14 protein-coding genes are annotated in these 24758 nt (G+C 70.8%); 7 read left to right on the top strand and 7 right to left on the bottom strand.

Annotated features, from left to right (window positions below; all coding sequences use genetic code 11):
- Window positions 1-316 precede the first annotated feature (316 nt).
- Window positions 317-1711, top strand: coding sequence for an amino acid permease (locus JOE48_RS03475; protein ID WP_210027613.1), 1395 nt, complete (start codon window positions 317-319; stop codon window positions 1709-1711).
- On the opposite strand, the gene JOE48_RS03470 is transcribed toward JOE48_RS03475, so the two are convergent.
- From JOE48_RS03470 to JOE48_RS03455, 4 genes are all read right to left on the bottom strand, one after another.
- Window positions 1704-2114 carry a flagellar basal body rod protein FlgC gene (locus tag JOE48_RS03470; RefSeq protein ID WP_210027611.1) on the bottom strand — a complete coding sequence of 137 codons (411 nt, stop codon included), beginning with the start codon at window positions 2112-2114 and terminating at the stop codon, window positions 1704-1706. The two genes, JOE48_RS03475 and JOE48_RS03470, sit on opposite strands and share 8 nt — an antisense overlap.
- Window positions 2115-2497: 383 nt before the next feature.
- A complete protein-coding gene (locus JOE48_RS03465; RefSeq protein ID WP_210027610.1) occupies window positions 2498-3352 on the bottom strand; it encodes a formyltransferase family protein in 855 nt (284 codons plus the stop codon).
- Window positions 3352-4119: an SDR family NAD(P)-dependent oxidoreductase gene (locus JOE48_RS03460; protein WP_210027609.1), complete on the bottom strand. Its 768-nt coding sequence runs from the start codon at window positions 4117-4119 to the stop codon at window positions 3352-3354. Before JOE48_RS03460 ends, JOE48_RS03465 begins: the two co-directional genes overlap by 1 nt.
- Window positions 4120-4226: 107 nt before the next feature.
- Window positions 4227-5534 (bottom strand): capsule biosynthesis protein, encoded by a 1308-nt coding sequence (locus tag JOE48_RS03455; RefSeq protein ID WP_210027600.1) that lies wholly within the window; start codon window positions 5532-5534, stop codon window positions 4227-4229.
- Window positions 5535-5868: 334 nt separating this feature from the next.
- Between JOE48_RS03455 and JOE48_RS03450 the strand changes: the two genes are divergently transcribed.
- The 3 genes from JOE48_RS03450 (at window position 5869) to JOE48_RS03440 (ending at window position 10458) form a co-directional block, all read left to right on the top strand.
- A complete protein-coding gene (locus JOE48_RS03450) occupies window positions 5869-7371 on the top strand; it encodes a capsular biosynthesis protein (RefSeq protein ID WP_210027598.1) in 1503 nt (500 codons plus the stop codon).
- A 217-nt stretch (window positions 7372-7588) separates the two neighbouring features.
- A complete protein-coding gene (locus tag JOE48_RS03445; RefSeq protein WP_210027596.1) occupies window positions 7589-9079 on the top strand; it encodes an LTA synthase family protein in 1491 nt (496 codons plus the stop codon).
- 194 nt (window positions 9080-9273) lie between these two features.
- Window positions 9274-10458: a polysaccharide biosynthesis/export family protein gene (locus JOE48_RS03440; protein ID WP_210027594.1), complete on the top strand. Its 1185-nt coding sequence runs from the start codon at window positions 9274-9276 to the stop codon at window positions 10456-10458.
- Window positions 10459-10605: 147 nt separating this feature from the next.
- On the opposite strand, the gene JOE48_RS03435 is transcribed toward JOE48_RS03440, so the two are convergent.
- Both JOE48_RS03435 and JOE48_RS03430 read right to left on the bottom strand, forming a co-directional pair.
- Window positions 10606-11973 (bottom strand): aminotransferase class I/II-fold pyridoxal phosphate-dependent enzyme, encoded by a 1368-nt coding sequence (locus JOE48_RS03435; protein WP_210027581.1) that lies wholly within the window; start codon window positions 11971-11973, stop codon window positions 10606-10608.
- Window positions 11970-19412, bottom strand: a complete 7443-nt coding sequence (locus JOE48_RS03430) for a type I polyketide synthase (protein WP_210027579.1) — start codon at window positions 19410-19412, stop codon at window positions 11970-11972. Before JOE48_RS03430 ends, JOE48_RS03435 begins: the two co-directional genes overlap by 4 nt.
- An 805-nt stretch (window positions 19413-20217) precedes the next feature.
- Between JOE48_RS03430 and argB the strand changes: the two genes are divergently transcribed.
- The 3 genes from argB (at window position 20218) to rplS (ending at window position 22746) form a co-directional block, all read left to right on the top strand.
- The gene (gene argB / locus JOE48_RS03425; RefSeq protein ID WP_210027571.1) at window positions 20218-21111 is read left to right on the top strand and encodes an acetylglutamate kinase; all 894 of its coding nucleotides are present in this window, start codon (window positions 20218-20220) and stop codon (window positions 21109-21111) included.
- A 153-nt stretch (window positions 21112-21264) separates the two neighbouring features.
- The gene (locus JOE48_RS03420) at window positions 21265-22005 is read left to right on the top strand and encodes a pyrimidine 5'-nucleotidase (protein WP_210027569.1); all 741 of its coding nucleotides are present in this window, start codon (window positions 21265-21267) and stop codon (window positions 22003-22005) included.
- A 339-nt stretch (window positions 22006-22344) separates the two neighbouring features.
- Window positions 22345-22746: a 50S ribosomal protein L19 gene (gene rplS, locus JOE48_RS03415; protein ID WP_210027567.1), complete on the top strand. Its 402-nt coding sequence runs from the start codon at window positions 22345-22347 to the stop codon at window positions 22744-22746.
- A 116-nt stretch (window positions 22747-22862) separates the two neighbouring features.
- Here rplS and JOE48_RS03410 read toward each other — a convergent pair whose 3' ends face one another.
- The gene (locus JOE48_RS03410) at window positions 22863-24554 is read right to left on the bottom strand and encodes a methyl-accepting chemotaxis protein (protein ID WP_245252700.1); all 1692 of its coding nucleotides are present in this window, start codon (window positions 24552-24554) and stop codon (window positions 22863-22865) included.
- Window positions 24555-24758 lie beyond the last annotated feature (204 nt).

Raw genomic sequence — 24758 nt, 5'->3', positions numbered from 1 at the left:
GCCGGAGATGCCAGCCCCGGCGCCTGCGGGCCACCGTGTCCGATCGACCCCGCCCGAGATCGTCGCGCCAAGCGGCGTCATTCGGGACTGCGAAGCAGGGCCGGGAAACCAGATCCGCCCGGTTGGCTCAGCCTGGGGGCACCGGCGATTCGGGATCCCGGACTCCGTTGCGCGGCCCCCGGGAGGGTCCGATGAATCATTCCGTTTGCGGCCACGCTGCGCGATGCTTCGACGCGAGACTTGAGCCGGACACGTTCGGGCGCGCCGCTTGCTCCTCGTCGGCCGAGGCGCGATCCAGCAGGTAAGGGGAGACGGGATGGCCGAAACCGCGGTGACGACCGGCATAAGCGCCGAGCCCGGGCAGAGCCGCGCCCTGGCCCGGAGCCTCACGGCCCCCGGCCTCGTCGCCATCGGGCTCGGCGCCACGATCGGCGCCGGCATCTTCGTGCTCACAGGGACCGCGGCGGCGCAATATGCCGGCCCCGCCCTCAGCCTCTCCTTCGTCATCGGCGGGATCGCGTGCGGCTTCGTCGGCCTGTGCTACGCCGAACTCGCCGCCATGATCCCGGAGCCGGGCTCCACCTACACCTACACCCGCGCGAGCCTGGGGCGGTTTCCGGCCTGGGTGGTCGGCTGGGACCTCGTCCTCGAATTCGCCGTGGCGGCGGCGACGGTGGCGGTCGGCTGGTCGGGCTACGCACAATCGCTCGCGGCGGATTTCGGTCTGCGGCTGCCGGCGTCGCTCGCCGCGGCGCCCGGGGATGGCGGCCTCGTGAACCTTCCGGCCGTGGGCATCGTGCTGATGCTGACCGCCCTCCTGATGCGCGCCACCCGGGAGGCCTCCCTGATCAACGCGCTGCTGGTCGCCTGCAAGGTGGCGATCATCCTGGCCTTCGTGGGCGTCGGCGCGGCCCATCTCAAGCCGGAGCTCTGGCACCCGTTCGTGCCGGACAACGCGGGGAGCTTCGGCGCCTATGGCTGGAGCGGCGTATTCCGCGGCGCCGCAGTGGTGTTCTTCGCCTTCGTGGGCTTCGAGACCGTGGCGACGGCCGCCGGCGAGTGCCGGGCGCCGCAGCGGGACGCACCGGTGGGGCTGATCGGGTCGCTGCTGATCACCACAATCCTGTACGTGGCCATGGCGGCCGTGCTCACCGGCCTCGTCCCCTACCGCGACCTCGACGTCGCGGATCCTGTGGCCAAGGCCGTCGACACGATCGGCCTGTCGCGCTTCGCGACGGTGATCAAGGCCGGCGCCCTGATCGGCCTGACCACCTCGGCGCTCACCGCGCTCTACGGACAGGGCCGGATCTTCTTCGCCATGGCCCGCGACGGCCTCCTCCCGGAGGCCTTCTGCCGGGTGCATCCGGTGACGCGGGCGCCCGTGGCGAGCCAGCTCGTGATCGGCCTGTTCACGGCCGCGGTGGCGGGCCTCGTGCCGATCGACATCCTGGGCGAGATCGTCAGCATCGGAACGCTCCTGGCGTTCTGCCTCGTCTGCGCCACGGTGCTGATCCTGCGCCGGACGGAGCCGGACCGGCCGCGCCCCTTCCGGGTGCCGGCGGCGACGCTCACGGCCGGGCTCGGCATCCTGTCGTGCCTGACGCTGATGGCCTCGCTCCCGGTCGAGACCTGGATCCGCCTCGCCCTCTGGCTGGTGCTCGGCCTCGCGATCTATGCCGGCTACGGCCGGCGGCGCGCCCGGCTCAGCTGATCAGGTTGATCGTCGCCTGGGTCAGCTTGTCGATCGTGGCCGAGGCGTTGAGATTGGCCTCGTAGTTCCGGACCACCCGCTGCAGGTCGGCCGATTCCGCGGCGGTGTTGACGTTGGGCAGGCGGACATACCCCCTGAGGTCGGCGGCGCCGTTCGACGGGTCGTAGCGCCGGCGGAAGTCGCTGCTGTCGCGCACGATGCGGCCGACCGGGCTGTTCGGGCTGTCGGCCACGACGGGCGAAAACACCGCGATCTTGCGGGCATAGGGCGTCCCGCCCGGTTCGGTCGGCGCGGAATCGGCGTTGGCGATGTTCTCGGAGATCGTGCGGATCCGGCCCGTCTGCACCTGCCGGCCAGCCGCCAGCGCGTCGGAGGCCGAGTGGAGGGCGCTGGTATCCGGCATGCGCGGGCCTGGGCGGCGGAAGGACAGTGAGCGATCCTCGGCGCGATAGGCTTAATGACCGGTTAAGAGGACGCCCTGAACGTCCGGCGAAGCCTTGAGCCAAACCTCCGCCGCTTGGCGGAGCATGGCCCTCTGAGCCGCACGAGGATCCCCAACCCAGTCCATGTCCGAAGGGTCGTCCGAACCGAAAGCCGTCCCCGTCATCCCGGGGCCGCGCAGCGGAACGCGGGATCGAGACCCGCCGAGGCCGTCAAGGACGTGCATCGCGGCTGGGTCTGGATTGCCCCTCCAGCGTGCCCCTTCGGCTCCGGCCTCGCCTGCGGCGCCCCGGAATGACGGTGCGCCGCAGGCGAGCCGCGCGAATTCAAAATCTGAAGCTCACCTCACCGGACCGAAAGGCTCAGCGCCTCCCGGAGATCCTGACCGTCGGTCAGCCGCAGGCCCCGACGGCGCAGGGATGCCAGCATCGCCCGGTCCGGGAACGGGCAGTACGGCAGCACCGCATGGGTCCGGCCCTCGGGCATCGCGCCGGTCCGGGCGATCGTGTCGAGAAGCCCGTCCAGCAGGCCGCGCCCGTGGGCATGCAGCGCCACGGCAGCCCGGGTCGCGGTGGTGCCGGGGGGCAGGGGCACGGATTCCTGGGCGAGGATCGCCCCAGTGTCGATGGTCGCGGCCAGCCGGTGCAGGGTCATGCCGAAGCTACCGGGGCCCTCGGCCAGGGCGTGGATCGTCGGCACCGGGCCGCGGTGGCGCGGCAGCAGGCCGGGATGGCCGTTGATGCCCCCGAGCCGCGCCAGCCCGATCGTCTCCGGCTTCAGGATCTGGTCGAAATGGTAGGTCAGGATCAGGTCCGGCGCCGCCTCGCGCAGCCGCAGCGCGATCTCGGGACCGTTGACGTCGTCAATCGTCAGGGTCGGGATGTCGAGGCGCCGGCACAGGGTCTTGAGCGGCGTCGCTTCCGGCGCATCACCGCTTCCGGCCGCCGCCTGCGTCAGCGGCGCCAGCGGGCGCAGCAGGTCCGGCAGGCCGAAATTGACCGCCAGATAGGGCAGGATGCCGGCGCCCGAGCGCGCGAGGTGCCGCCGGATCTGCCCGGTCAGGCCGCCGCTCGACGGCCGCTCGGCATTGGAGAGTCCCACGAAGGCGATGTCGGCCCGGTAATCGGCGACGAGCCGGCGGACCACGCGGGCGTTCGGCAGCGCCTCCAGGACGAACAGCGCGATCCGGGGCCGCGCCATCAGCGACGCTTCCGCCGCTGGAAGCGGAAGGCGTAGAGCCCGGCCTTGCGGACGTTCTCCGGCAGGAGCAGCACGGTGCGGGCGAGCGCCGCGAGGATGAAGGGAAACGCGATCACGTCGCGATTGGCCGCGATGCCCTTGGCGATGCGCACGGCGGCCTGCTCGGCGCTGATCTCCAGAGGCCGCCAGCCCTTCAGCTCGCCGCCCATCGGGGTCTTCACGTAGCCCGGGGTCACGACGTTGACCTTCACGCCCCGGGGCCCGACCTTCTGGCGGAGCGCGAGACCGTGGGCAACGAGGGCCGCCTTGGCGCCGCTATAGGCCGGGGCGTCCTGCAGCGGCGCATAGGCCGCCAGCGACGACAGCAGGACAATCTGGCCGCGTCCGCGCTCGAGCATCAGCGTCAGGCCGGGCAGCACGACATTGAGCGAGCCGGTGTAATTGATGTCGGCGGTCTCGAAGGCCACGTCCTCGGCCTCGACCTGCCCCTCCTGGTTGCCGCCGTTTACCGCGGCATTGGCGATGACGAGGTCGAGGGGCGCCTCCGCGTCCGACCGGCGCACGAGCGCCACCGCGGCGGCCCGGTCGCGGGTGTCGAGGCGGGCGGCATCGACCGTGGCGCCGCTGGCGCGGCAGTCGCGGGCGACCGTCTCCAGGCGCTCGGCGTTGCGGCCGACGAGGATGAGGCTGACGCCGGGTTGCGCGTAGTGGCGCGCCAGCGCAGCGCCGATGCCGCTCGACGCGCCGGTGATCAGAATGCGGGGCATGGGGCGGGTTACGCCGCCGGGCGTGGAAAGATCAAGGTCGGGAGGAGCTCACCGACGGCGAAAGCCGAGTCAAATGCCCCAGATCTCTCTGCCCGCGCGGATTTCGGTCAGTAAACCGGGGCGAGTTCGCCGTCCCGCGCAGCCGTTTCGCGGATCGCCCGCGCCGCCGCCAGCATCGAATCTGGGAGGGCCGCCTCCATCCGCGGCACAGAGCCGGCCACGGCCCGGTCGATGGCTTCCTTGGAGAAGAAGCCGCCGTTGACCTGAGTCCGATGCAGCACGACGCGGCGGAAATCGGCCATCAGGCTCATATCGGGCGCCGTCGGGCTCTTCCAGAATCCGTCGAGGTCGCCCTGATGGGTCAGGCCGGCCATGTTGTAGATCGCACTGCCGACCGCGTGGGTGGGGCAGCCCATCTCCAGCGACAGCATGCCCACCGTCGAGTTGACGATGACCACGCCGCGCGCGCCCTTGATCAGGGCCGGGAGGTCGCCGCCGTCGATGAAGTCGAGCCGGTCGCTGACGCCGTGGCGGCGGGCCGAGGCGCGGGCGAACTTGCGCCAATTGATCAGGCCGCTGTCGAGCGGGTGCAGCTTCACCAGCAGACGCGTCGGCGCCGCGGAGGCGTCGGCGAAGGACTTGATCACCCGATCCATGAAGCCCTCGACGCCGAGGAACGGCGAGTGGACCCGGATCTGGTAATCGCTGTCGAGCTGGAGGGGCAGCAGGAAGTAGTCGCAGCCGACGGCGCGGTAGATCTCGTCGCAGCGCGCGGCCTCGCGGCGGGTGTGGGCGCGGCGGGTGAACTTCTTGATCCAGCCCGCGTATTCGGCCGCGATATGGGTCGGCCGATGGCTGCGGAAATGCGGGAAGAGGTAGGGGAACAGGACGTTGGCGAGGTTGTAGCCGACGTCCCAGATGCTGCGTCGGGCCATGTCGCCCGTGGAGGGCATCGCCCGGCCCGGTTGCGGCAGGCGCCGCGCCAGGGCCCGGATCTCGTCGGCCGTCCGCGGCAGCGACGAGAAGCCGTTCACGCCGCCCAGCTCGCAAGTGATCCAGTTCGGGCGGATGTAGCCCTCCTCGAACACGTGCACCCGCAGGCCGCGATACTCGGCGATCATCCGGGCGGCCTTGTGGAACGGCCGGCAATCCCCGAACAGCACGATGTCGGTGACGCTCTCGCGGTCGAGATAGGAGTCGAGATACTCGCCCCAGGCCTCGCGGCGGCCGCGGTAACTGTCCGCCTCGCCGCTCCAGAACAGCCAGTCGCCGGGGCAGAGATTGATGCGCCGGACCTGATGCCCCCGCGCGCGCAGCGCCTTTCCGAGGTCGGAGAAGAACGGCGTGGCGATGCCCTGAAGGAAGAGGAAGGTCGCAGGGCGGTTACGGAGGGCGTCGGGGGCGGGCTGTTGCATTCCGCGGCGCTTCTATCCTTGACCCTGGGCCGGACGAGCCGGGCCGATGATAAATCATCAGGTGGCACGGAGCCTGACGGCCCGGCAATCCAAAGCCGTGCCGCAGCACGGTTTTTCCGCGTCGGCGTGGCCCGTCTGCAACGGTGGCGCGTCAGCGGTTCGGGATTCGGATTAGGCCGGCAATCGCGGCGACGATATGTCCAAATCCTTTCCAGGTCGTGGCGGCGGTGACGTCGGCCGAGGTTGTCCCCGCGTTGCACGGCCATCCCACGCCGACGAAAATGCGCTACAGGCGGCCCACCACCTTGCCCGACCGGAGCCGGACGCGCCGACCATGGCCTCTAGACCCACCCCGTCGCTCTACGCGACCGGCCGCACGATCCGCCGTCTGCGGGCGGAGATCGAGGCCGCGACGGGCCTCGCCTTCGCGCCGGCGCAGTCCGGTGCGGTCGGTGCGGTCTGGGGCGCCGGAAGCCCGGCCGGGCGTCTGCTGGCGCTGGCGGGCCGGCGCCGCCTCGTGGTCGCACCCGGGCCGCTCCTCAGCCCGTACGACGCGCCGGAGACCGGTTTCGCGTCCTTGAGGATCAGCCTCGACGGTGTGCCGGTCGGCGGGGAGGCCGGCGTCCACTACCTCGATCCCTGGACCCGGGCGCCGATCGACCGCGCGGCCTGCGCCGAGCGGGTGGCGTGGCTCGCCGCGCGCTTTTCCGAGAACGACCGGCGGGTCATCTATGTCGGGATGTCGCGCTGGAAGCGGCCGGCCCTCGACGTGCTCGCGGCCGGGCCCGCCGGGCGCCCGATCCACACCATGACCACCGAGGCCGCCATCAGGGCCGGCCGGCGTCATCGCGGCCGTGTCCTCGCCTGGGCGACCCGGGCGCCGGGCCAGCTGGAGGAGGCCTGCGCGCAGGCCGGGCTGCCGCTGGCCCGGGTGGAGGACGGATTCCTGCGCTCGGTCGGTCTCGGTGCCAGCCTGCAGCCGGGCGCCTCCATCGTGGTCGACGATCTCGGCATCTACTACGACCCGCGCCGGGAGAGCCGCCTCCAGCGGCTGCTCGCCGAGGCGGACTTCACCCCGGACCTCGTCGACCGGGCGCGCCGCCTGCGCGAGGAGGTCGTGGCGCGCCGGCTCAGCAAGTACAATGTCGGCCTCGACGCCGCTTCCCTCGACTGGCCGGCCGGACAGCGGATCGTGCTCGTGCCCGGCCAGGTGGAGGACGACGCCTCGGTGCGGCACGGCTCGCCCCTGGTCCGCTCGAACCGGGCGCTCCTGCAGGCGGCGCGGCGGCGCAACCCGGACGCGTTCCTGCTCTACAAGCCGCATCCCGACGTGGAGGCGGGCTTCCGCCCCGGCACCATCCCGGAGGCGGAGGCGCTGACGCTGGCCGACCGGATCGTCGCCGGCATCAGCATCGTCGACCTGCTCGACCGGGTGCACCACGTCGAGACCATGACGTCTCTCGCCGGCTTCGAGGCGCTGATCCGCGGCCTCACCGTGGCGACGCATGGCCGGCCCTTCTACGCGGGCTGGGGCCTGTCGGAGGATCTGGCGCCGGGGGCCGACCGGGGCCGCCGGCTGAGCCTCGATGCGCTGGTGGCCGGGGCGATGATCCTCTATCCGCGCTACCTCGATCCCGTGGCGATGAAGCCGTGCAGCCCGGAGCAGCTCCTCGACCGGCTCAGCGCGGCCCGAGACGCGGCGCCGCGCAGCGCCCTGTCCATCGGACGGGCGGCCCATCTGCTGATGCGCGCCCGCTACGGGCTCCTCAACCCGATCGTGCGGGCTCTGCGCAGCCGGCGCGGCGTCGGCCGCGAGACCGGAGGCGGCCCGCAATGAGACGGCTCCCGGGGCAAGGAACCCGATTTCCCAGATCTTGCTGTGAGACCAAGGCGATAGCGCACGCCGCTCAGGTCGGCCGTCCGCAGCACGCCCCGGGCCGCCCCCGAACAATACGGATTAGGAGCGGCTCGCAAACCCTTGCTTTCGCGCGCTGTTTCCCGCCGGACCGTCGCCCGGCGGCGAGCAGGCCCGTCCCACGCCGAGTGCCCGAGTCTTGACGACCTTCCTCATTGCCACCGGCCTCGCGCTCGCCGTCTGCCTTGCCCTGGAGGTGTTCGTCGGCGACTCGATCACCCGGGCGAGCCTCGCGCCGCGCGACCTCGGCCTGCGGCTTGCCGGCTACCTGCTGATCCTGCTGTTCTGGTTCGAATTCTCCTGGCGGCCCTGGCTCGCCGCGCTGACCTGCGTGATCACCGTGGCGATCCTCATCGTCGTCAGCCGCGCCAAGCGCTCGGTGATCGGCGAACCGCTGCTGTTCAGCGATTTCGCCCTGCTGCCGCAGGTGCCGCGCCACCCGCAGCTCTACTACATCCCGCCGCTATGGGATCCGCGCATCTCCGTGCCCGTCCTGCTCACCCTGGCGGCCACCGTGCTGTGGTACCGGACCGAGCCGAGCGTGCTGCCCGCGTCCACCCTGCCGCGCGTCCTTGCCCTCCTCGGCCTGCCGCTGCTGCTCTGGCTGGTGGTCAAGGCCGCGCCGCGGCCTCCGCTCACCGGGCTGATCGCCCGCTGGTTCCCGCGCCCTGACCTGGAGGCGGACGTGGCCCGGGTCGGCCTTCCGGCGAGCCTTCTCGGCTACACCGCCCGGGCGCTGGCGGGTGGCGAGCCGGTACCCGAAGCGCCGACGCTGCCCTCCGGAACGGGCGACGACGTCGTGGTGGTGGTCCAGCTCGAATCCTTCATCGACCCGGAGCGGCTCGGCGGCGCGAGGCTGCCGGCGATGGAGCTGTTCCGGACGCGGGCCGCGCAGTATGGCCGTCTCCAGGTGCCGGCGCACGGCGCCTACACGATGCGCAGCGAGCACGCGGTGCTCACCGGCCGGCCGTCCGACAGCCTCGGCTTCGGCCGGTACGATCCCTACACGTCGCGCAGCGGCGACGAGCCGACGAGCCTCGCCCGTCTTGCCCGGGCCCGAGGCTACGCGACCCTGTTTCTCCACCCCTTCCACCGGGACTTCTTCCGCCGGGCGACGATCATGGAGGCGTTCGGCTTCGCCGACCTCGTGATGGGTGAGGCCTTTGCGGAGGCGCCGCGGGTCGGCCCGTATGTCGGGGACGTCGCCCTGGGCGAGCGCCTGCTGGCCGAGGTGCGAGCCCGACCGACGCCGCTGTTCCTGTTCTGCGTCACCATGGAAAATCACGGTCCCTGGAAGCCCGGTCGGCTGCCCGGGCTCGACGACCCGCAGGCGCAGTACCTCCACCACGTCGCCAATACCGGGCGGATGGTGGAGGCCCTCGTGGAGGGGCTCGATGCCCTGGCCCGCGAGCGTCGTCAGACGATGACGCTCTGCGTATTCGGAGACCACGCGCCCTCGCTGCCGACCTGCAAGCCAGGCTTCGGGGGCCGGACCACCGAATACGCCCTGTTCCGCTTCGGCCACGCGTCGGCCCCACCGCGCCGGGTCGATATGCCCGCCGATGCCCTCGGGCGGGCGCTTCGCGGCGCCCTCGCCACCGCGCCTGCGGACATGGCCGTTCGGACATGATACGGTTAAGCTTGAACGCCATAAGCGTGGCCGTGCCACGCTGGTGACGCATTGCCGACCGATAGCGCGACCGTCCGCCAGACGGCCGCGGGTTCGGCGCGGCCGTTAAAGCGATCGCAGCGTTTGGCGATCAAACTGGATGTCCCGGCCCATGCCAGCGATGGCAGGGGGTTCGGCGAGGAGAAGTCTCTGTGATGCTGCGTAAGACGACGCGCACCGCCTTGATGGCCGCACTGGCGGCGGGATCGGTCGGCGGCTGCACGTACCTGCCCGCGGCGGGTCCGACGGCGAGCGCGATCCAGGCGGGTGCGGAGGTTGCGACCGCCGATGGCGGCCTGGTGGCGCGCTACGAGATCATCGACGTCACCCCCAGCGTGGTCGAGGCCCTGCGCGGCCGTCCGCTGGACAGCCTGCTCGCCTCGTTCGGCGACCACCGCCCCTCGACCGAGCCGGTCATCGGCATCGGCGACATGGTCTCGGTCTCGGTCTGGGAAGCCGGCTCCGGCGGCCTGTTCTCCGGGCCGCTGGTCGCCGACCGGTTCTCGGCCGGCTCCAAGTCCGCCCTCATCCCCGAGCAGCCGGTCGGGCGCGACGGCGCCATCTCGGTGCCCTATGCCGGGCGCATCAAGGTCGCCGGCCGCCGCACCCAGGACGTGCAGGCGCTGATCGAGACCGAGCTCGCCGGAAAGGCCATCCAGCCGCAGGTGCTGGTCTCGGTCACGCGGCCGATCAGCCAGGCCGTGACCGTCACCGGCGAGGGCGCGGCCGGCGCCCGCCTGCCGCTCTCGGGCCACGGCGACCGCATCCTCGACGTCATCGCGGCCGCCGGCGGCAACCGCGCGCCGGTCAGCGAGACCTTCGTGCGGCTCTCGCGCGGGCCGGTCACCGCCACCGTGCCGCTGACCGCGGTGGTGTCGAACCCCAAGGAGAACATCTACCTGCGGCCCAACGACGTGCTCACGCTGGTGCGCGATCCGCAGACCTTCATCGCGGTCGGCGCGCTGGGCAACAGCACCGAGCTGGCGTTCCAGGCCGACGGCATCACCCTGGCGCAGGCGCTGGCCAAGGCCCGCGGCCTGTCGGACTTCGCCGCCGACCCGGCCGGCACGTTCATCTTCCGGTTCGAGCCGGCCAGCGTCGTGCGCCGGCTCAGCCCCGGCTCGCGGCTGCTCGGCACGCCGCTGGTGCCGGTGGTCTACCGGATCGACATGCGCGACCCCAACAGCCTGTTCGTCTCCCAGGCGTTCCGGATGCGCAACCGCGACCTCATCTACGTCTCGAATGCGCCGTTCACTGAGGTCTCCAAGGTGCTCTCCGCGTTCAGCGGCGTCACCGGACCGATCTCGTCGGTCGCAACGGCGTATTACTACGCGAAGTAGGACGCGTGGCCGGTCCCGAGGCCGGCGACGACGGACCGATGCTCGACCGAATGCGAAAACGGGCGCGGATGGGATCCGCGCCCGTTTTCGGTTTTCGTCGATCGTCCGGTATCGGCCACGATCCGGGGCCGGAGGCCCCGGCCGCGCTCAGGCCCGCTTGGCGAGGAGCTGCTCGATCAGCGAGCCGCCCTTGTCGATCGCCGCCAGTTCCTCGGCCACCGCATTGACGGTGTCGCGGATCTGGTCGGGGGTATGCTCGGAGGTCAGGAAGAAGCGCAGCCGCGAGGCCCGCTCCGGCACCGCCGGGTGGATGATCGGCTGGACGTTGATGCCCCGGCGGAACAGCCGATCCGACAGGGTGACGGCCTTCAGCGAATCGCCGACGATGATCGGCACCACGGCGAGGCCGAGGCTGAAGCCGGTATCGAGGCCGAGCTTCTTGGCGGTCGCCAGGAACAGCGTGCCGTTCTGGCGCAGGCGCTCGACCCGCTCCGGCTCGGCATGCATCACGGCGAGCGCCGCCTCGGCGGCCGCGGCGAGCGGCGGCGACATGCCGACGCTGTAGACGAAGCCGCCGGCCGAATGCTTCAGGTACTCGATCAGCGCGATCGGGCCGCAGATGTAGCCGCCGCAGGTCGAGAGCGTCTTCGACAGCGTGCCCATCCAGATGTCGACCTCCTTGGGATCGACACCGCAATGCTCGAACAGGCCCGCGCCGGTCCGGCCGGTGACGCCGAGGCCGTGGGCCTCGTCGACCATCAGCCACGCGTCATAACGCTTCTTCAGCGCGATGAGCCCAGCAAGGTCCGGCGCGTCGCCGTCCATGCTGTACAGACCCTCGACCACGATCAGCGCCCGGCGATGCTCGTGGCGGGTCGACTGGAGCAGGGTTTCCAGGGCGTCGAGGTCGTTATGCGCGAAGGAGCGCCGCTGCGCGCCCGAGAGCTGGGCGCCCGTGACGATGCTGTTGTGGGACAGGGCGTCGTGGAAGATGACGTCGCCGGCTTCCAGCAGGGCGCCGATCGTCGTGACGTTGGTGGCGTGCCCGCTCACCATCACCACGCAGCCTTCGGAGTGGTAGTGCTTGGCCAGGGCCTGCTCGAGGCTGATATGGCCGGGCCGCTCGCCCGCGACCACGCGGCTGGCCGACGCGGACGTGCCGTAGGCGTCGATCGCCTCCCGGGCGGCGTTGCTCACCCGCGGATGGCCGTTCAGGCCGAGATAATCATAGGACGAGAAGTTGGTGAAGGTCTTCTGGTCGATCCGCGTGGTCGCGCCGGCCTTCGCGTCGTGGACGCGGAAGAACGGGTTGCCCAAGCCGATCAGCTCTGCCGCCTGGCGCTGGAGCTTCAGCTCGCGGTAGCCCGGCAGGTTCTCGAAGTTCTGCGCCGCCGACTTGCCGGCCGGGGAGGCCGCTTTGACGGGGGCCGGGCGCGGCGTCGCGCGCCCGAGCCGGTTGGTCACGAAGCCGGCGAGCGCCGCGCGCCCGCCGTCCGGCCGTGCCGTGTCGGTCATGAGTTGGTCTCTTTGATTCCGCTGGACGTCTGCTCGATGAGTTCCCTGAGCGGCGCGATCATCTGCGCATCGACCTCACCGCCGACATGCTTCGAGACAAGGCTCATCGCGACGCCGGCCGCCTCGTCCATGGGCGCGGAAACCGCCTGAATTAAGGACTCCGACAGCTCGTTGACGGTCATGCCCGAGGACAGGCCTGCCGGCGGCGCGTCGAGGGCGAAGCGCTCCTGCAGGCTGGCGCCGAGCTCGACGCCCATCAGCGAGTCGAGGCCGATCTCCGAGAGCTGGCGCACCCGGCTGATGTCGTCCTTCGGCAGCCGCAGGATGCGGGCGATGTCCTCGACGATCGCGTCCGACACGGTCTTGCGGACCACGTCGAGGTCGCCGCCCTTGAGCAGCGCCGCGATGTTGATCGCCTGGACGCCGCCGGCCTCCGCCTGCTGGTCAGACCCGAGTTCGGCGTAGCTCGGCGAGCGCATGGTGGCGAGACGCTCGCGCGCCTTGCCCCAGTGCATCGCCGCAATGGCGATGACGGCCTCGTCGGGCGACGCGCCCTGGCTACCCAGCGCCTCGGCCATCAGGTCGAGGCAGCGGCGGGCCTCCATCGGCGTGACGCCGACGCGGCCGGCGAGGCCTTCCATGACCGCCTTGTTGCGGGCGAGCATGCCGACGTCGCCGATGGCGCCCCAGGCCACCGCCAAAGCGGGCAGGCCGCGGCGACGACGCTGCCGCGCCAACCCCTCCATGAAGCCGTTGGCCGCCACGTAGGAGCCCTGGCCCGGATTGCCGATGAAGGTCGTCGCCGAGGAGAACAGGACGAAGTAGTCGAGGCTCCGGTCGCGGGTCGCGGCGTCCAGGTGCTGGGCGCCGACCACCTTCGGGCCAATCACCGCGTCGAGCGCAGCCGCGTCGATGTTGGAGATCAGGCCGTCCTGGAGAACCGCCGCGGCGTGGAGCACGCCGGCCAGCTTCTTGCCGCCCTGCTCGATCCCGGCGATGAGCCGGTCCACCGAGGCGCGGCTGGTGATGTCGACGGCCTTGGCCTCGACGGTCACGCCGCGCGCCGTGAGCTCCGCGACGATCGCCTTGGCCTCGTCGGTGGCCGCACCCTTGCGGCCCGCGAGCACGAGATGCTTGGCGCCCCGGTCGATCAGCCAGCGCGCCGCCTCGAGGCCGAAGCCGCCGAGGCCGCCGGTCAGCAGGTGGACGCCCTCGGCCGAGACCGTGAACGGCCGGGCCGTGTCCTTCATGATCGTGCCGGCCTTGGGCGGGCTGATCACGATCTTCCCGATGTGACCCGACTGCTGCATCAGCCGAAACGCGTCCGAGGTCTCGGCCGCCGTGAAGGGCTGGTAGGGCAGGGGCTTGAGGCCGCCGTCGTTGAACAGGGCCATGACCTCGCGGAACATCCGCGCGCCGTCGTCGCCCTGGTGCTGGATCACCTGGTCGAGGTCGACGCCGAAGTAGCTGAGGTTCCGCCGGAACGGGCGCAGGCCGATATGGGTGTTGGCGACGTAGTCGCGCTTGCCCAGCTCGACGAACCGGCCGAAGGGCCGCAGCGCGTTGAGCGAGCGCTCCATCGCCTCGCCGAACAGGCTGTTCAGCACGATGTCGACACCATCGCCGGTGATCGCCCGAACCTCGTCCACGAAGGCGAGCGAGCGCGAATCGAGCACGTGCTCGGCACCCAGCGCCTTCACGAGCGCCCGCTTCTCGCGGGAGCCGGCCGTGGCGATGACCCGCGCGCCCTTAAGCTTGGCGATCTGCAGGGCCGCCAAGCCGACGCCGCCCGCGCCGCCATGGACCAGCACCCACTCGCCGCGCCGCATCCGGGCGCAGGAGACGAGGCCGTAATAGGCGGTGAGGAAGGCCACCGGCACGGTGGCGGCCGCCATCGAGTCGAGGCCATGCGGCATCGGCGCGACGACGAGATCGGGCACCACGATGTGGGTGGCGAAGCCCGACTGGGCGAAGGCGACGACCGGATCGCCGACCTTAAAGCCCTTCACGCCCGGGCCGACGGCGGTGACGCGGCCGGCACATTCGAGGCCGAGGCGGGGGCCGGCGAAGCCGTCCTCCAGGATCTCCTCGGGGAGCATCGAGAGCGCCCAGAGCACGTCGCGGAAGTTGAGGCCGGTGGCCTCGACCGCGATCTCCATCTCGCCCTTGCCGGGAGTGCGGCGCTCGGCCGGACCCCAGACCATCTCGCTCAGGCCGCCGGTGTTGCTGCGCTCCAGGCGCGCGGCCTCGGCCGGGACCAGATCCGCCGGATCCCGATGCTGCGGCCGGCCGGCATGGAACCGCACAACCTGGGTCCGCTCGTCGTCCAGCACGATCTCGGTCTCCGGGGTGCCGGAGAGGATGAGGTCGCGCAGGCGCTCGGAGGCGCGCTTCGACGACATCTCGGGGGAGAGGTCGATGCGGCGGACGTCGAGGTTCGGGGCCTCGTTGGCGAGGGTGCGGGAGAAGGCCCACACGCCGGCCTCGATGTTGGTGGTCTGGCCGCCGCGATCGCGGGTGGCGCCGGGCGCCACGACCCAAAGGCGGGTCTGACGGGCGCCGAGATGCTCCGTGCAGCGCTTGAGGCTGAGGCAGCGGTCGCGCAGCCGCTCGGCCGCCTCGCCGCCCCGGGTGAAGGCGCCGGCCAGGAACACCACCGTGTCGGGGGTCTCCTTCTCCAGCTCCATCAGGGAGGTCTCGGAGTCGAGGATGATCGAGACATGCACGCCGCCCGCGACCAGCAGGGTCGCCAGGGAGGAGGCGGTCTCGGCCGCGAACTCGTCGTCCGAACCGATGACGAAGGCGAAGCTCTGCGCCGGGGCCGGGCCCGGACGTACCGGCGCCTCGGCGGTCAGCAGCAGGTCGTCGCCGTTGGCGGAGGCCGCACGCTCGACCTCGACCTTGACGAGGCCGTGGGCGCTGAGCGTCCGCTGCCAGCCCTCGATATCCTCAAGCCGGCCGACGGGCAGGCCGCCCGCGGCCTCCTCGAACCAGCCGGACGTGAGGCCGAACACGAGGTCGCGGAACAGGGACGCTCCCGGCTCGACGGCCACCAGCAGGCCACCGGTGGCGAGCGCCCCGGCGAGCTGGCCCGGAAGGGCGCGGTCACCACGGTGCAGGCTGCCGGACGCCAGGATCAGGTCGAAGCTGCCGGGAGGGAGCTCCTCGGCGGTCTCGACCACGGCGGCGGCGCGGCCGAGGGACAGGCGGGCGCGCTCGGCGAGCCGACGGTCGGTCTCGAAGACGGTGAGCCGGGCCTCGGCGGCGGACGCGAAACTCGCGGTCTGCGCCGAGAGCGGGCCGAACCCGACCTGGAGGAACCGCAGCGCCCGCTCCTTCGGGAGCTGGGCACGGCTCCGCTCGATCAGGGCGGCGACCACGTCGGCGCCGTGGCGCGCGGTGGCCGAGCGCAGCACGAAGGCGTCGATCGCCCCCTGCGGCAGGGCCGGCGCGTCGGTGAGCTTGCCGGCGAGCAGCCGGTCGACCAGAGCGCCGACATCGGCGATCAGCACGAGCTCGGCCGAGAGATCCGGATGGTCGCCGGCGATCCAGCGCATGATCTCGTCGGGCGCCGGGAGGGCTGAACCGTCGCCGAGCGTCCAGTTCTGGCCCGCGCGCTCGGCGAGGCCGCTGCTGTCGAGGGCGTAGAGGGCGTTCAGCAGCCAGGGGCGCAGCGCCTCCGGCACGCGGCTGTCGGTGACCGACACGGTCTCGCCCTGCGCCAGCCCGGAGGCGAGGCGGTAGGCGAGCGAGGTCGCCCAGCCCTCCAGCAGGAGGTGGCCCGGCGACAGGGCGGCGTCGGCCGGCCCCTTCGCCTCGGCGGCGAGCGGACGCAGCCGCGCGGCCACGCTCGGCCGGCGCTCCATCGGGATCGCGGTCGGCTCGGTGGCCAGCTCCGGGACCTGCGAGATCGCGAAGGCCGCAAGATCGCCGCCATGCTTGGAGCGCAGGGCCTGGAACCGGCCCTCGCGGATCGTGGCGACCACCGCGCCCTCGGCGTCGAGGAGGGTGAAGTCGGCCAGGATCGAGCGCTCGTTGCAGCGGCGGGTGCGGATGATCGAGCGGGCGATCACCGCGCCTGGGCGCAGCAGCCGGACCTCGCCGAAGCGCACCGGGATGTAGGCCTTGCCGCCGTTCTCGCCGAGCAGGTCGGCGAAGAGCAGGATCAGCCCGTGGAAGCAGGCATCGAGCCGGTTCGGCACCAGGGCGTAGCGGCTGTCGGGCTCAGCCGGCAGCAGGTCGGAGACGATGGTGGCGTCGTCGAGACGGGCGCTCATCGCGACCTGCTGGAAGCTCGGCCCGAAGGCGAGCCCCGAGGCGAGGGCCTTGGCGTAGAGCGCGTCGCCGCTGAGCACATGCTCGCCCGCGGTCTCGAAGCTGAAGCCGTCGAGATCCGGCGTCTTCGGGGCCGAGAAGGTGCCCTCGACGATCTTGGCCTGGGCGTGGAGCTGCCAGGGCGTCTGGGTCAGGCGCGGCCGGCTCAGCACCTGGATGCCGTTGCCGGAGCCCGACAGGCGCACCGCGACCTCGCGCAGGGCATCCTCGGCGAACACCATCGGCGCGACGATCTCGAAATCGGCCAGCACGACCTCATCGTCGCGCATCGCCTCGCGGACGCAGGCCAAAGCCATCTCGACGAAGCCGGCGCCGGGCATGATCACCTGGCCGTCGACCTTGTGGTCCTCCAACTCGGGCACGGTCGCCGGATCGACGAAGCCGTTCCACTCCAGACCGTCGAAGGTCGTGCGCGACCCGATCAGCGGGTGGTAGGGGCGGGCGCTCATCGCGCCGACGCCTTCGGTGGTGTCGGCCAGCCGGAACGGACGGCGCTGCCAGGGATAGGTCGGCAGGCGGACGTCGCCCTTCGGCGCGTCGCCGAACAGCAGGGTCTCGTCGACCTGCGCGCCCTGGACCAGGGCGGCGTTTACGGCCTTGGCGATCGGGTCGCCGCCCGACGCCTTGCGGTGCATCACGCCGACCGTGGCGGTCTCGATGCCGAGCGGCTCGACCGCGTCGCCGACATGGGACATGAGGGTCGCGCGCGGGCCGACCTCGACGAAGACGCGGGCGCCGCGGCGGGTGGCGTCCTGCACGGCTTCGGAGAAGCGCACCGGCTCGCGGATGTTGCGCCACCAGTAGGAGGCGCCGAAATGGCTTCCGTCCAACACAGAGCCTGTGACGGTCGAGACCATCGCGGTGGTGCCGGCCCGGGCCTTCAGCCCGGCGAGGTCGCGCAGAAGCGGCTTCTCGGTCGGGTCCATCAGCCTTCCGTGGAAGGCGTAGGCGAGGTCGAGCTTGCGCCCGCGGCGGCGCTTGCGCGACAGGGCCTTGAGGGCGGCGTCGATATCGGCCACCGGACCCGCGACCGTGACAGCCTTCGGGCTGTTGTAGGCGGCGATGTCGAGGGTCGGGTAATCCTTGAGGAAGGTCTCGACCTCCTCGGACGGCATCAGCAGCACCGCCATGGTGCCCTGTCCGTGCGTCGTCTCCTGGTGGTGGCTGCGGTAGTAGATGACCCGGACCGCGTCCTCCAGGCTCAGGACGCCGGCGGCCTCGGCGGCCGCGATCTCGCCGACGCTGTGGCCGAGCACGTAGGACGGGATCAGGCCCTTCGCCCTGAGCGCGGCCGTGGAGGCGCTCTCGATGGCGAAGATCAGCGGCTGCGAGACGCTGGTGAGCACGAGGCGCTCGTCGAGGTCCTCCGCGTAGAGCGCGTCCTTCAGCGACCAGTCCGAATGAACCCGGAACAGGGTATCGATCCGGTCGAAGGCGGCGCGGAACGTCGCGTTCTCCTCGTAGGCCTCGCGGCCCATGCCGGCCCACTGGCTGCCATTGCCCGAATAGACGAAGGCGACCTCGGCGACGCGGTCGACTGCGGTGCCGGTGAAGGCGTCCTGGGTGTCCTCGCCCTCGCCGACGGCACGCAGGGCCGCGGCCACGTCGGTCTTACCGTCGAGCGCGATGGCGAGGCGGGCCGGCATGCGCTCGCGGCGATGCGCGACGGCGGCCGCCACGGTCGGGACCTGGGCCGGCTCGGCCTCCAGGCGCTCGGCGTAGTCCAGGGCCAATTCGTTCAGGGCAGCCCGGGTCTGTGCCGAGAGCAGCAGCACCTGGGCCTTGGGCTCCGCGGTGGCACCCGCCTGCGTCGCCCAGGCGGGCGCGTCGGTGATCACCACGTGGGCGTTGGTGCCGCCGAAGCCGAAGGAGTTCACGCCCGCAAAGCGCTCGCGCGAGCCACGGCTGATCGGCATGGCCTCCCGCACGACCTGCAGGTTCAGCTCGCCGAAGGGGATTTCGGGATTCAGCTCGGCCGCGTGCAGCGACGGCGGCACGAGGTCGTGCTCCAGCGCCAGCGTCGCCTTCATCAGGCCGGCGAGGCCCGAAACCGGCTCGGTATGGCCGATATTGGTCTTGATCGAGCCGATCGGCAGCGGCGCCTGCCGGCCGCGGCCGAGCTTCGAGCCGATGGCCGAGGCCTCGATCGGGTCGCCGACCGGCGTGCCGGTACCGTGGGCTTCCATGAAGGCGAGGTCGTCGAGCCCGATCTCGGCCTCGCGATAGACCTTCTCCAGCAGGGCGCCCTGGGCGTAGCCCGAGGGGAGCGAAATGCCGGTGGTGCGGCCGTCGGAGTTGATCCCCGAGGCCGCCACCACGGCGCGGACCGTGGCGCCGTTGCGCCGCGCGGCCTCGGCCGATTGCAGCACGAACACCACGCCGCCCTCCGAGCGCACGTAGCCGTCGGCGTTCTTGGAGAACGCCTGGCACAGGCCGGTGCGCGAGAGCATCTGCGCGGTGGAGAAGCAGATGAAGTTGAACGGGCTCGCCAGCACGTTCACGCCGGCGACGACCGCGGTGTCCACGCGGCCCGACCGGATCGCCTGCACGGCGTTGTCGAAGGCGACGAGCGAGGACGAGCAGGCCGTGTCGACCGTGAAGCTCGGGCCCTTCAGGTCGAAGATGTACGAGATGCGGTTCGAGATGATCGAGAGCGTGTTGCCGGTCGCCGCGTAGGCATCGCCCGACGGCGCGTCGAGAATGCGCAGGTTGCCGTAATCGAGCGACGAGGCGCCGACGAACACGCCGATGTTGCTGCCGGCCACGCTCGACGGGCGCAGGCCCGCATCCTCGAGGGCCTCCCAGGTCAGCTCCAGCAGCATCCGCTGCTGCGGATCCATCTGCTCGGCCTCGCGGGGCGAGATGCCGAACACCGCCGGGTCGAACGACCACACGTCGTCGATGACGCCCGCCGCCCAGGTGTAGCTCTTGCCACGCTCATGGGCGCGGGGATGCGCGAACCGCTCCAGGGAGAACCGGTCGGCCGGCACCTTGCTGACGGCGCAGCGCCCCTCGGAGAGGAGTGACCACAGCCCATCCACACTGGGGGCCCCGGGCAGTCGGCAAGCGCGTCCGACGATCGCAATGTCTGTACGTTGTGTCACGTTCGGTTCGCACACGCTCGTTATCGGAAGTCGGCTCGGCTCTCGACGAGTGAGTACCCTCTCACCCCTTACTGTGGCACCATTGCGGTGTCCAACCAGCCCCAACGCGAGGTCATCCCTGCGCGGTGAAATTGCCGGAGGCTGTGACATGTATTCATCAGCGGCTTATCCAATTCCCACGGCCACAATGCCAAGATTGGACGACTCGACTGGCTGCTGTAACGCTGGGACGATCATCAGAAAGCCACAGTTGCGCCATGCCGGCCGGACCCCGTCTACACGCGGCACGCCGGTATCCCGAAGACATCTTTTCCGGGCCGGCGAGATCCGAAGCGGGAATGCCGCCCTGCGGAGTGCGGCGGCGGCGATCAAGACGCCGTCTCTGCCGGGCGCTCTCCGCGTCGCCGGAGGCAGCTAGATGAGGCTGCCCGATGCGCGACCCGCTCGGGAGCGCCGGAATCGGCCGAGCATGTGCCCGGGATCGGGCCGACAGTGCCGGCCTCAATGATCGCACTCCGCATCCGGCCCTCCCGGCAGCCCGCCCAGCGGCTTGTTGCAACGCAGCATGGTCTGAGTGCCGCAACGATGCAACCCGACCATGCCGGGATCTCCTTCGATCTGGCGCCCGGACGTAACAACCTGGTGGATGAAAGCTTCGCGACGGCGCGCGGTGCGGGCCGGGCCCCGGGCCCGCGCTGCGAAGCGGCCTCGCCCACCGCGCCGATGCCGCTTCGCAGCGCGGGCGGCTTCCTGTAGAAGCGCCCCGCTCCCGAGGACCCGCCCCAAGGATCGGCGAAGGACTGCGATGACCGAATTGCCGAACGTGCACGTGCGCGCCGAGGTCCTGGCTCAGGCGCTGCCCCACATGCAGCGCTACGACCAGGAGATCGTGGTGATCAAGTATGGCGGCCACGCCATGGGCGACCGCGCCGCCGCCGAGGACTTCGCCGAGGACATCGTCCTGCTGGAGCAATCCGGGCTGAAGCCGATCGTGGTGCACGGCGGCGGGCCCCAGATCGGCAAGATGCTCGACCGGCTCGGCATCCAGTCGGAGTTCCGCGGCGGCCTGCGCGTCACCGACGAAGCCACCGTCGAGGTGGTCGAGATGGTCCTGGCCGGCCTGATCAACAAGCAGATCGTCGGCTGGATCTCCGCCGAGGGCGGCCGGGCGATCGGCCTGTGCGGCAAGGACGGCAACATGGTCCGGGCCAAGCGGGCGATGAAGACCGTCGTCGATCCCGAGAGCCATGTCGAGCAGACCGTCGATCTGGGCCTCGTCGGCGAGCCGGAACATGTCGAGCGCGGAGTCCTCGACGCCGTCCTAAAGGCCGAGCTGATCCCGGTCCTGGCGCCCGTCGCCTACGGGGCGGACGGTCAGACCTACAACGTCAACGCCGACACCTTCGCGGGGGCGATCGCGGGCGCGCTCCGGGCCAAGCGCCTGCTGCTGCTCACCGATGTTCCGGGCGTGCTCGACAAGGACAAGAAGCTGATTCCCGAGCTGACCGTGGAGGATTGCCGCCGCCTGATCGCCGACGGCACCATCACCGGCGGGATGATCCCGAAGATCGAGACCTGCATGTACGCGATCGAGCGCGGCGTGGAGGCGGTCGTCATTCTCGACGGCAAGGTCAACCACGCGGTGCTGCTGGAGCTGTTCACCGATTACGGCGCCGGCACCCTGATCCGGCGGGGCTGAGCGCCGCGCTCAGCCGGGTTGCGCGCGGGGCGGCAACTTCCGCCCCGCCGGCGCATTGTCGTGCCCCGGACCAGCCTCGTGCAGGCCGGCCTTGCGAGCTTGACCGTCTCGGTCCAGACTTGTCCACAGGGGACCACGAGCCAAAGGGATCCGGTGCATCACCCCGACAAGGCCCAGTTCACCACCACCGCGTCGCGCGGGTTCGCAGAGGTCGACACCTGGGTGTTCGACCTCGACAACACGCTCTATCCGAGCGACGCCCGGGTCTGGCCGCAGGTCGACGAGCGGATCACGCTCTACGTCATGAAGCTCTACGGGCTCGACGGGATCTCGGCCCGCGCCCTGCAGAAGCACTTCTATCACCGCTACGGCACGACCTTGAAGGCGCTGATGGTCGAGGCCGGGGTCGATCCGCACGAGTTCCTCGACTTCGCCCACGACATCGATCACTCGACCATCAAGCTCGACCCGGATCTCGGTGATGCGATCGAGCGTCTGCCGGGGCGCAAGCTGATCCTCACCAACGGGTCGCGCCGGCACGCCGAGAACGTCGCCGCCAAGCTCGGCATCCTCGACCATTTCGAGGACGTGTTCGACATCGCCGCCGCCGACTTCATCCCGAAGCCGGAGCGCTCGACCTACGAGCGGTTCCTCCGGACCCACGGGGTCGAGCCGACCCGTGCCGCCCTGTTCGAGGACATTGCCCGCAACCTCGCCGTGCCGCATGACCTCGGCATGGCGACCGTGCTGGTCGTCCCGAAGATCGCCGATCCCTACCGCGAGGCGTTCGAGCAGGAAGCGGTTCGCGAGGCGCATATCGACCACATCACCGACGACCTCGCGACCTTCCTGTCCGCCTGCGTGCTGCCCGAGGCCGGCGTGACGCCGGGATAGGGCGCCGTCCCCAAGGACCGCCCCGATAGCAGGCAGGTCGCCGGCGTGGGCTCGGAGAGTCGGGGCATATGCCCTGTGATCCTGCGCGGCAGCGATGAGGGCCAGGGGGCGGCGAGAACCCGGCTTTCCGCGATGCGGCTGGCGGGCACCACCCGCGAGCTCGGACGGGGGAGCGACGGATGGATCCGGCGCACGCGCCTCCGGCCGATCACGCCTGCGACCCAATCGACAAGCCGGGATCAATCCTGTAGAGAGCCGGCCAACTCACAACAGGATCGCCGAAATCCTGGCGCCGACCGCCCATGAGGGGCGTCACGGCGCGACGGCTGGAGCTATGCCATGAACATCATCGAGCAGCTGGAGCGCGAGGAAGTCGCGCGCCTGGCCAAGACCATTCCGGATTTCGAGCCGGGCGACACGCTCATCGTCAACGTCCGCGTGAAGGAAGGCGAGCGCACCCGCGTCCAGGCCTACGAGGGCGTCTGCATCGCCCGCTCGGGCGGCGGCCTCAACGAGAGCTTCACGGTCCGCAAGATCTCCTACGGTGAGGGCGTCGAGCGCGTCTTCCCGGTGCATTCCCCGATGATCGATTCGATCAAGGTGGCCCGCCGCGGCAAGGTGCGCCGCGCCAAGCTGTACTACCTGCGCGACCGCCGCGGGAAGTCGGCCCGTATCGTCGAGCGGACCGACCGCTACAAGGCCAAGGAGGCTCCGGCCGGCGCCCCTGCCGCCGCCGAGTAAGCTGTCCGAGGCGCTCCGCAGGGCGGAGTGATCGTGTTGTTTCAAACCGGTCCGGCTCAGCCGGGCCGGTTTTTTCTTGGCCGACAGCACCGTCTCGGCCGTCGATAGCCGGTGGCTCAGGCGGCCCGGATCCCGTCGAGGAACCGGTGGATCTCGGCGGAGAGCTGCTCGGACTTTTGCGCCATGCCGCGTGCGGCGCCGAGCACCTGCTCGGCCGCGCCGCCCGTCTCCTCGGTCCCCTTCGAAACGTCGGTGATGTTACCGGTGACCGCCTCGGTGCCTTCCGCGGCCCGCGCGACGCTGCGCACGATCTCCTCGGTGGTCGCGCCCTGCTGCTCGATCGCGGCCGCGACCGTCGTCGCAAGACCGCTCACCGCGTCCATGGTCCGGCCGATCCCCTGGATCGCGTCGACGGCCTGCCGGGTCGAGGCCTGAACCGCACCGATCCGGGCCGCGATCTCCTCGGTGGCGGCTGCGGTCTGTTCGGCCAGCGCCTTGACCTCGGCCGCCACGACCGCGAAGCCCCGGCCCGCCTCGCCGGCGCGGGCCGCCTCGATGGTGGCGTTGAGCGCCAGCAGGTTGGTCTGGCGGGCGATGCCGGCGATCAGGCTGGCGACTGCGCCGATCTGCTCGGCACCGTCCGCGAGTTCGCCCACGAGGGCATTCGTGCGCTGTGCCTCGGCCGCCGCCTGCGCCGTCCGGGCCGAGGATTGCGCCATCTGTCCGGAGATTTCCTGGATGGTGACCGCCATCTCCTCGGTGGCGGCGGCAACGCTCTGAACGCTCCCAGCCGTCTCCTGCGCGGCCTCCGCCACGCGTGTGGCCCGCGCACTCGAGCGCGATGCCGTCCGCGTCATCGCCTCTGCGCCCACCTGCATCTCCGTGGCGGCCGCGGCGACACCCGTCATCAGGGCCCCAGCATTGGCCTCGAACGCCTGGGTCAGGGCGCCGAGGACCTGCGCATGCCGGGCATCCGCCTCCGCCGCGCGTAAAGCCGCCCCGTCCAGCTCGGCCTTTGCGATCAGCGCATGGCGGAACACCTCGACGGCGCCGGCCATGTGGCCGATCTCGTCCGCGCGGTCGAGCCCGGAAATCGGGCTGGCGACGTCCCCGCCGGCGAGGGTTTGCATGCGGCGGCCGAGCTGGTCGAGGGGGCGCGTGATGCTGCGTCCGATCAGGAGCGAGCCGACAAACCCCAGGGCGCCGACGCCGAGGAGCAGGCCGATCGCCGCGAACGCGAGCGAGAGAAAGGCCGCCTTGATGTCATCGGTGTAGGTCCCCGCTGCGATCACGATCTTCCAGGGTTCGAACCTGACGGCGAACGTGGTCTTCGCGTACAGGCCCTCATGTCCTGGCCGGGCGTATCGGTACGTCATCATGGCCGAATCGGACGTCTTCAGCAGGTCGATCAGCGTCCCGGCCACGCGCACACCGTTGACCCGGGTATCCAGCTGGTTGCTGCCGACGAGGCTGCGGTCGGGCACCGCCACGACCGTGCCGTCCATCGCGTAGATGGCGACGTAGTTGGTGCCGTCGTCGAAGCGCATGCCCATGGCGGTCTCGGCCAGCTGCGCCAGGGCCGCCTCCCGGGTCAGGGCGCCGCTCCTCACCCGGGCCTCGAGATTCTGCGCGTAGGTGGTGAACAGCTCCGTAATGGCGCGCAGCGATTGCAGCCGCTCGGATAACATTTCCTGATAATACAACCGCAGACCGGCGGCGCCGATAAGCGTAACAATCAAGCCGGTCAGTGCAATTTGCGCCATGATCCGGCGCGACACACTCTTCTTCCAGAATTTAACGAGCATCATGCATTCCCGCAGACCGCCAACGTAAGCGATGCGGGGGCGAGATCTGATAAATCTGAACCGTCATGTCAAGAAAGGTCTTCATATCGAAGACGAGATCTACAAGTTGTGCCGATGAGATCTGAAGAAAAATCAGCCCGTCGCTCTCTTCGGAGCGCAACCATCGGACGCCGGGATGGGCCGTCATCCTGAAAGCGGAACCTGAGA

The organism is Methylobacterium sp. PvR107, from assembly GCF_017833295.1.
Lineage (GTDB): Bacteria > Pseudomonadota > Alphaproteobacteria > Rhizobiales > Beijerinckiaceae > Methylobacterium.
The sequence above is the reverse complement of the archived record's forward strand: the minus strand, read 5'-3'. Positions and strand labels throughout refer to the sequence as shown.

Bases quoted from the DNA above. Each gene is read 5' to 3' on its own strand.
- argB (WP_210027571.1), top strand. From the start codon at position 20,218: ATGACCGAATTGCCGAACGTGCACGTGCGCGCCGAGGTCCTGGCTCAG.
- JOE48_RS03450 (WP_210027598.1), top strand. From the start codon at position 5,869: ATGGCCTCTAGACCCACCCCGTCGCTCTACGCGACCGGCCGCACGATC.
- JOE48_RS03475 (WP_210027613.1), top strand. From the start codon at position 317: ATGGCCGAAACCGCGGTGACGACCGGCATAAGCGCCGAGCCCGGGCAG.
- JOE48_RS03460 (WP_210027609.1), bottom strand. From the start codon at position 4,119: ATGCCCCGCATTCTGATCACCGGCGCGTCGAGCGGCATCGGCGCTGCG.
- rplS (WP_210027567.1), top strand. From the start codon at position 22,345: ATGAACATCATCGAGCAGCTGGAGCGCGAGGAAGTCGCGCGCCTGGCC.
- JOE48_RS03410 (WP_245252700.1), bottom strand. From the start codon at position 24,554: ATGATGCTCGTTAAATTCTGGAAGAAGAGTGTGTCGCGCCGGATCATG.
- JOE48_RS03465 (WP_210027610.1), bottom strand. From the start codon at position 3,352: ATGGCGCGGCCCCGGATCGCGCTGTTCGTCCTGGAGGCGCTGCCGAAC.
- JOE48_RS03440 (WP_210027594.1), top strand. From the start codon at position 9,274: ATGCTGCGTAAGACGACGCGCACCGCCTTGATGGCCGCACTGGCGGCG.
- JOE48_RS03470 (WP_210027611.1), bottom strand. From the start codon at position 2,114: ATGCCGGATACCAGCGCCCTCCACTCGGCCTCCGACGCGCTGGCGGCT.
- JOE48_RS03435 (WP_210027581.1), bottom strand. From the start codon at position 11,973: ATGACCGACACGGCACGGCCGGACGGCGGGCGCGCGGCGCTCGCCGGC.
- JOE48_RS03455 (WP_210027600.1), bottom strand. From the start codon at position 5,534: ATGCAACAGCCCGCCCCCGACGCCCTCCGTAACCGCCCTGCGACCTTC.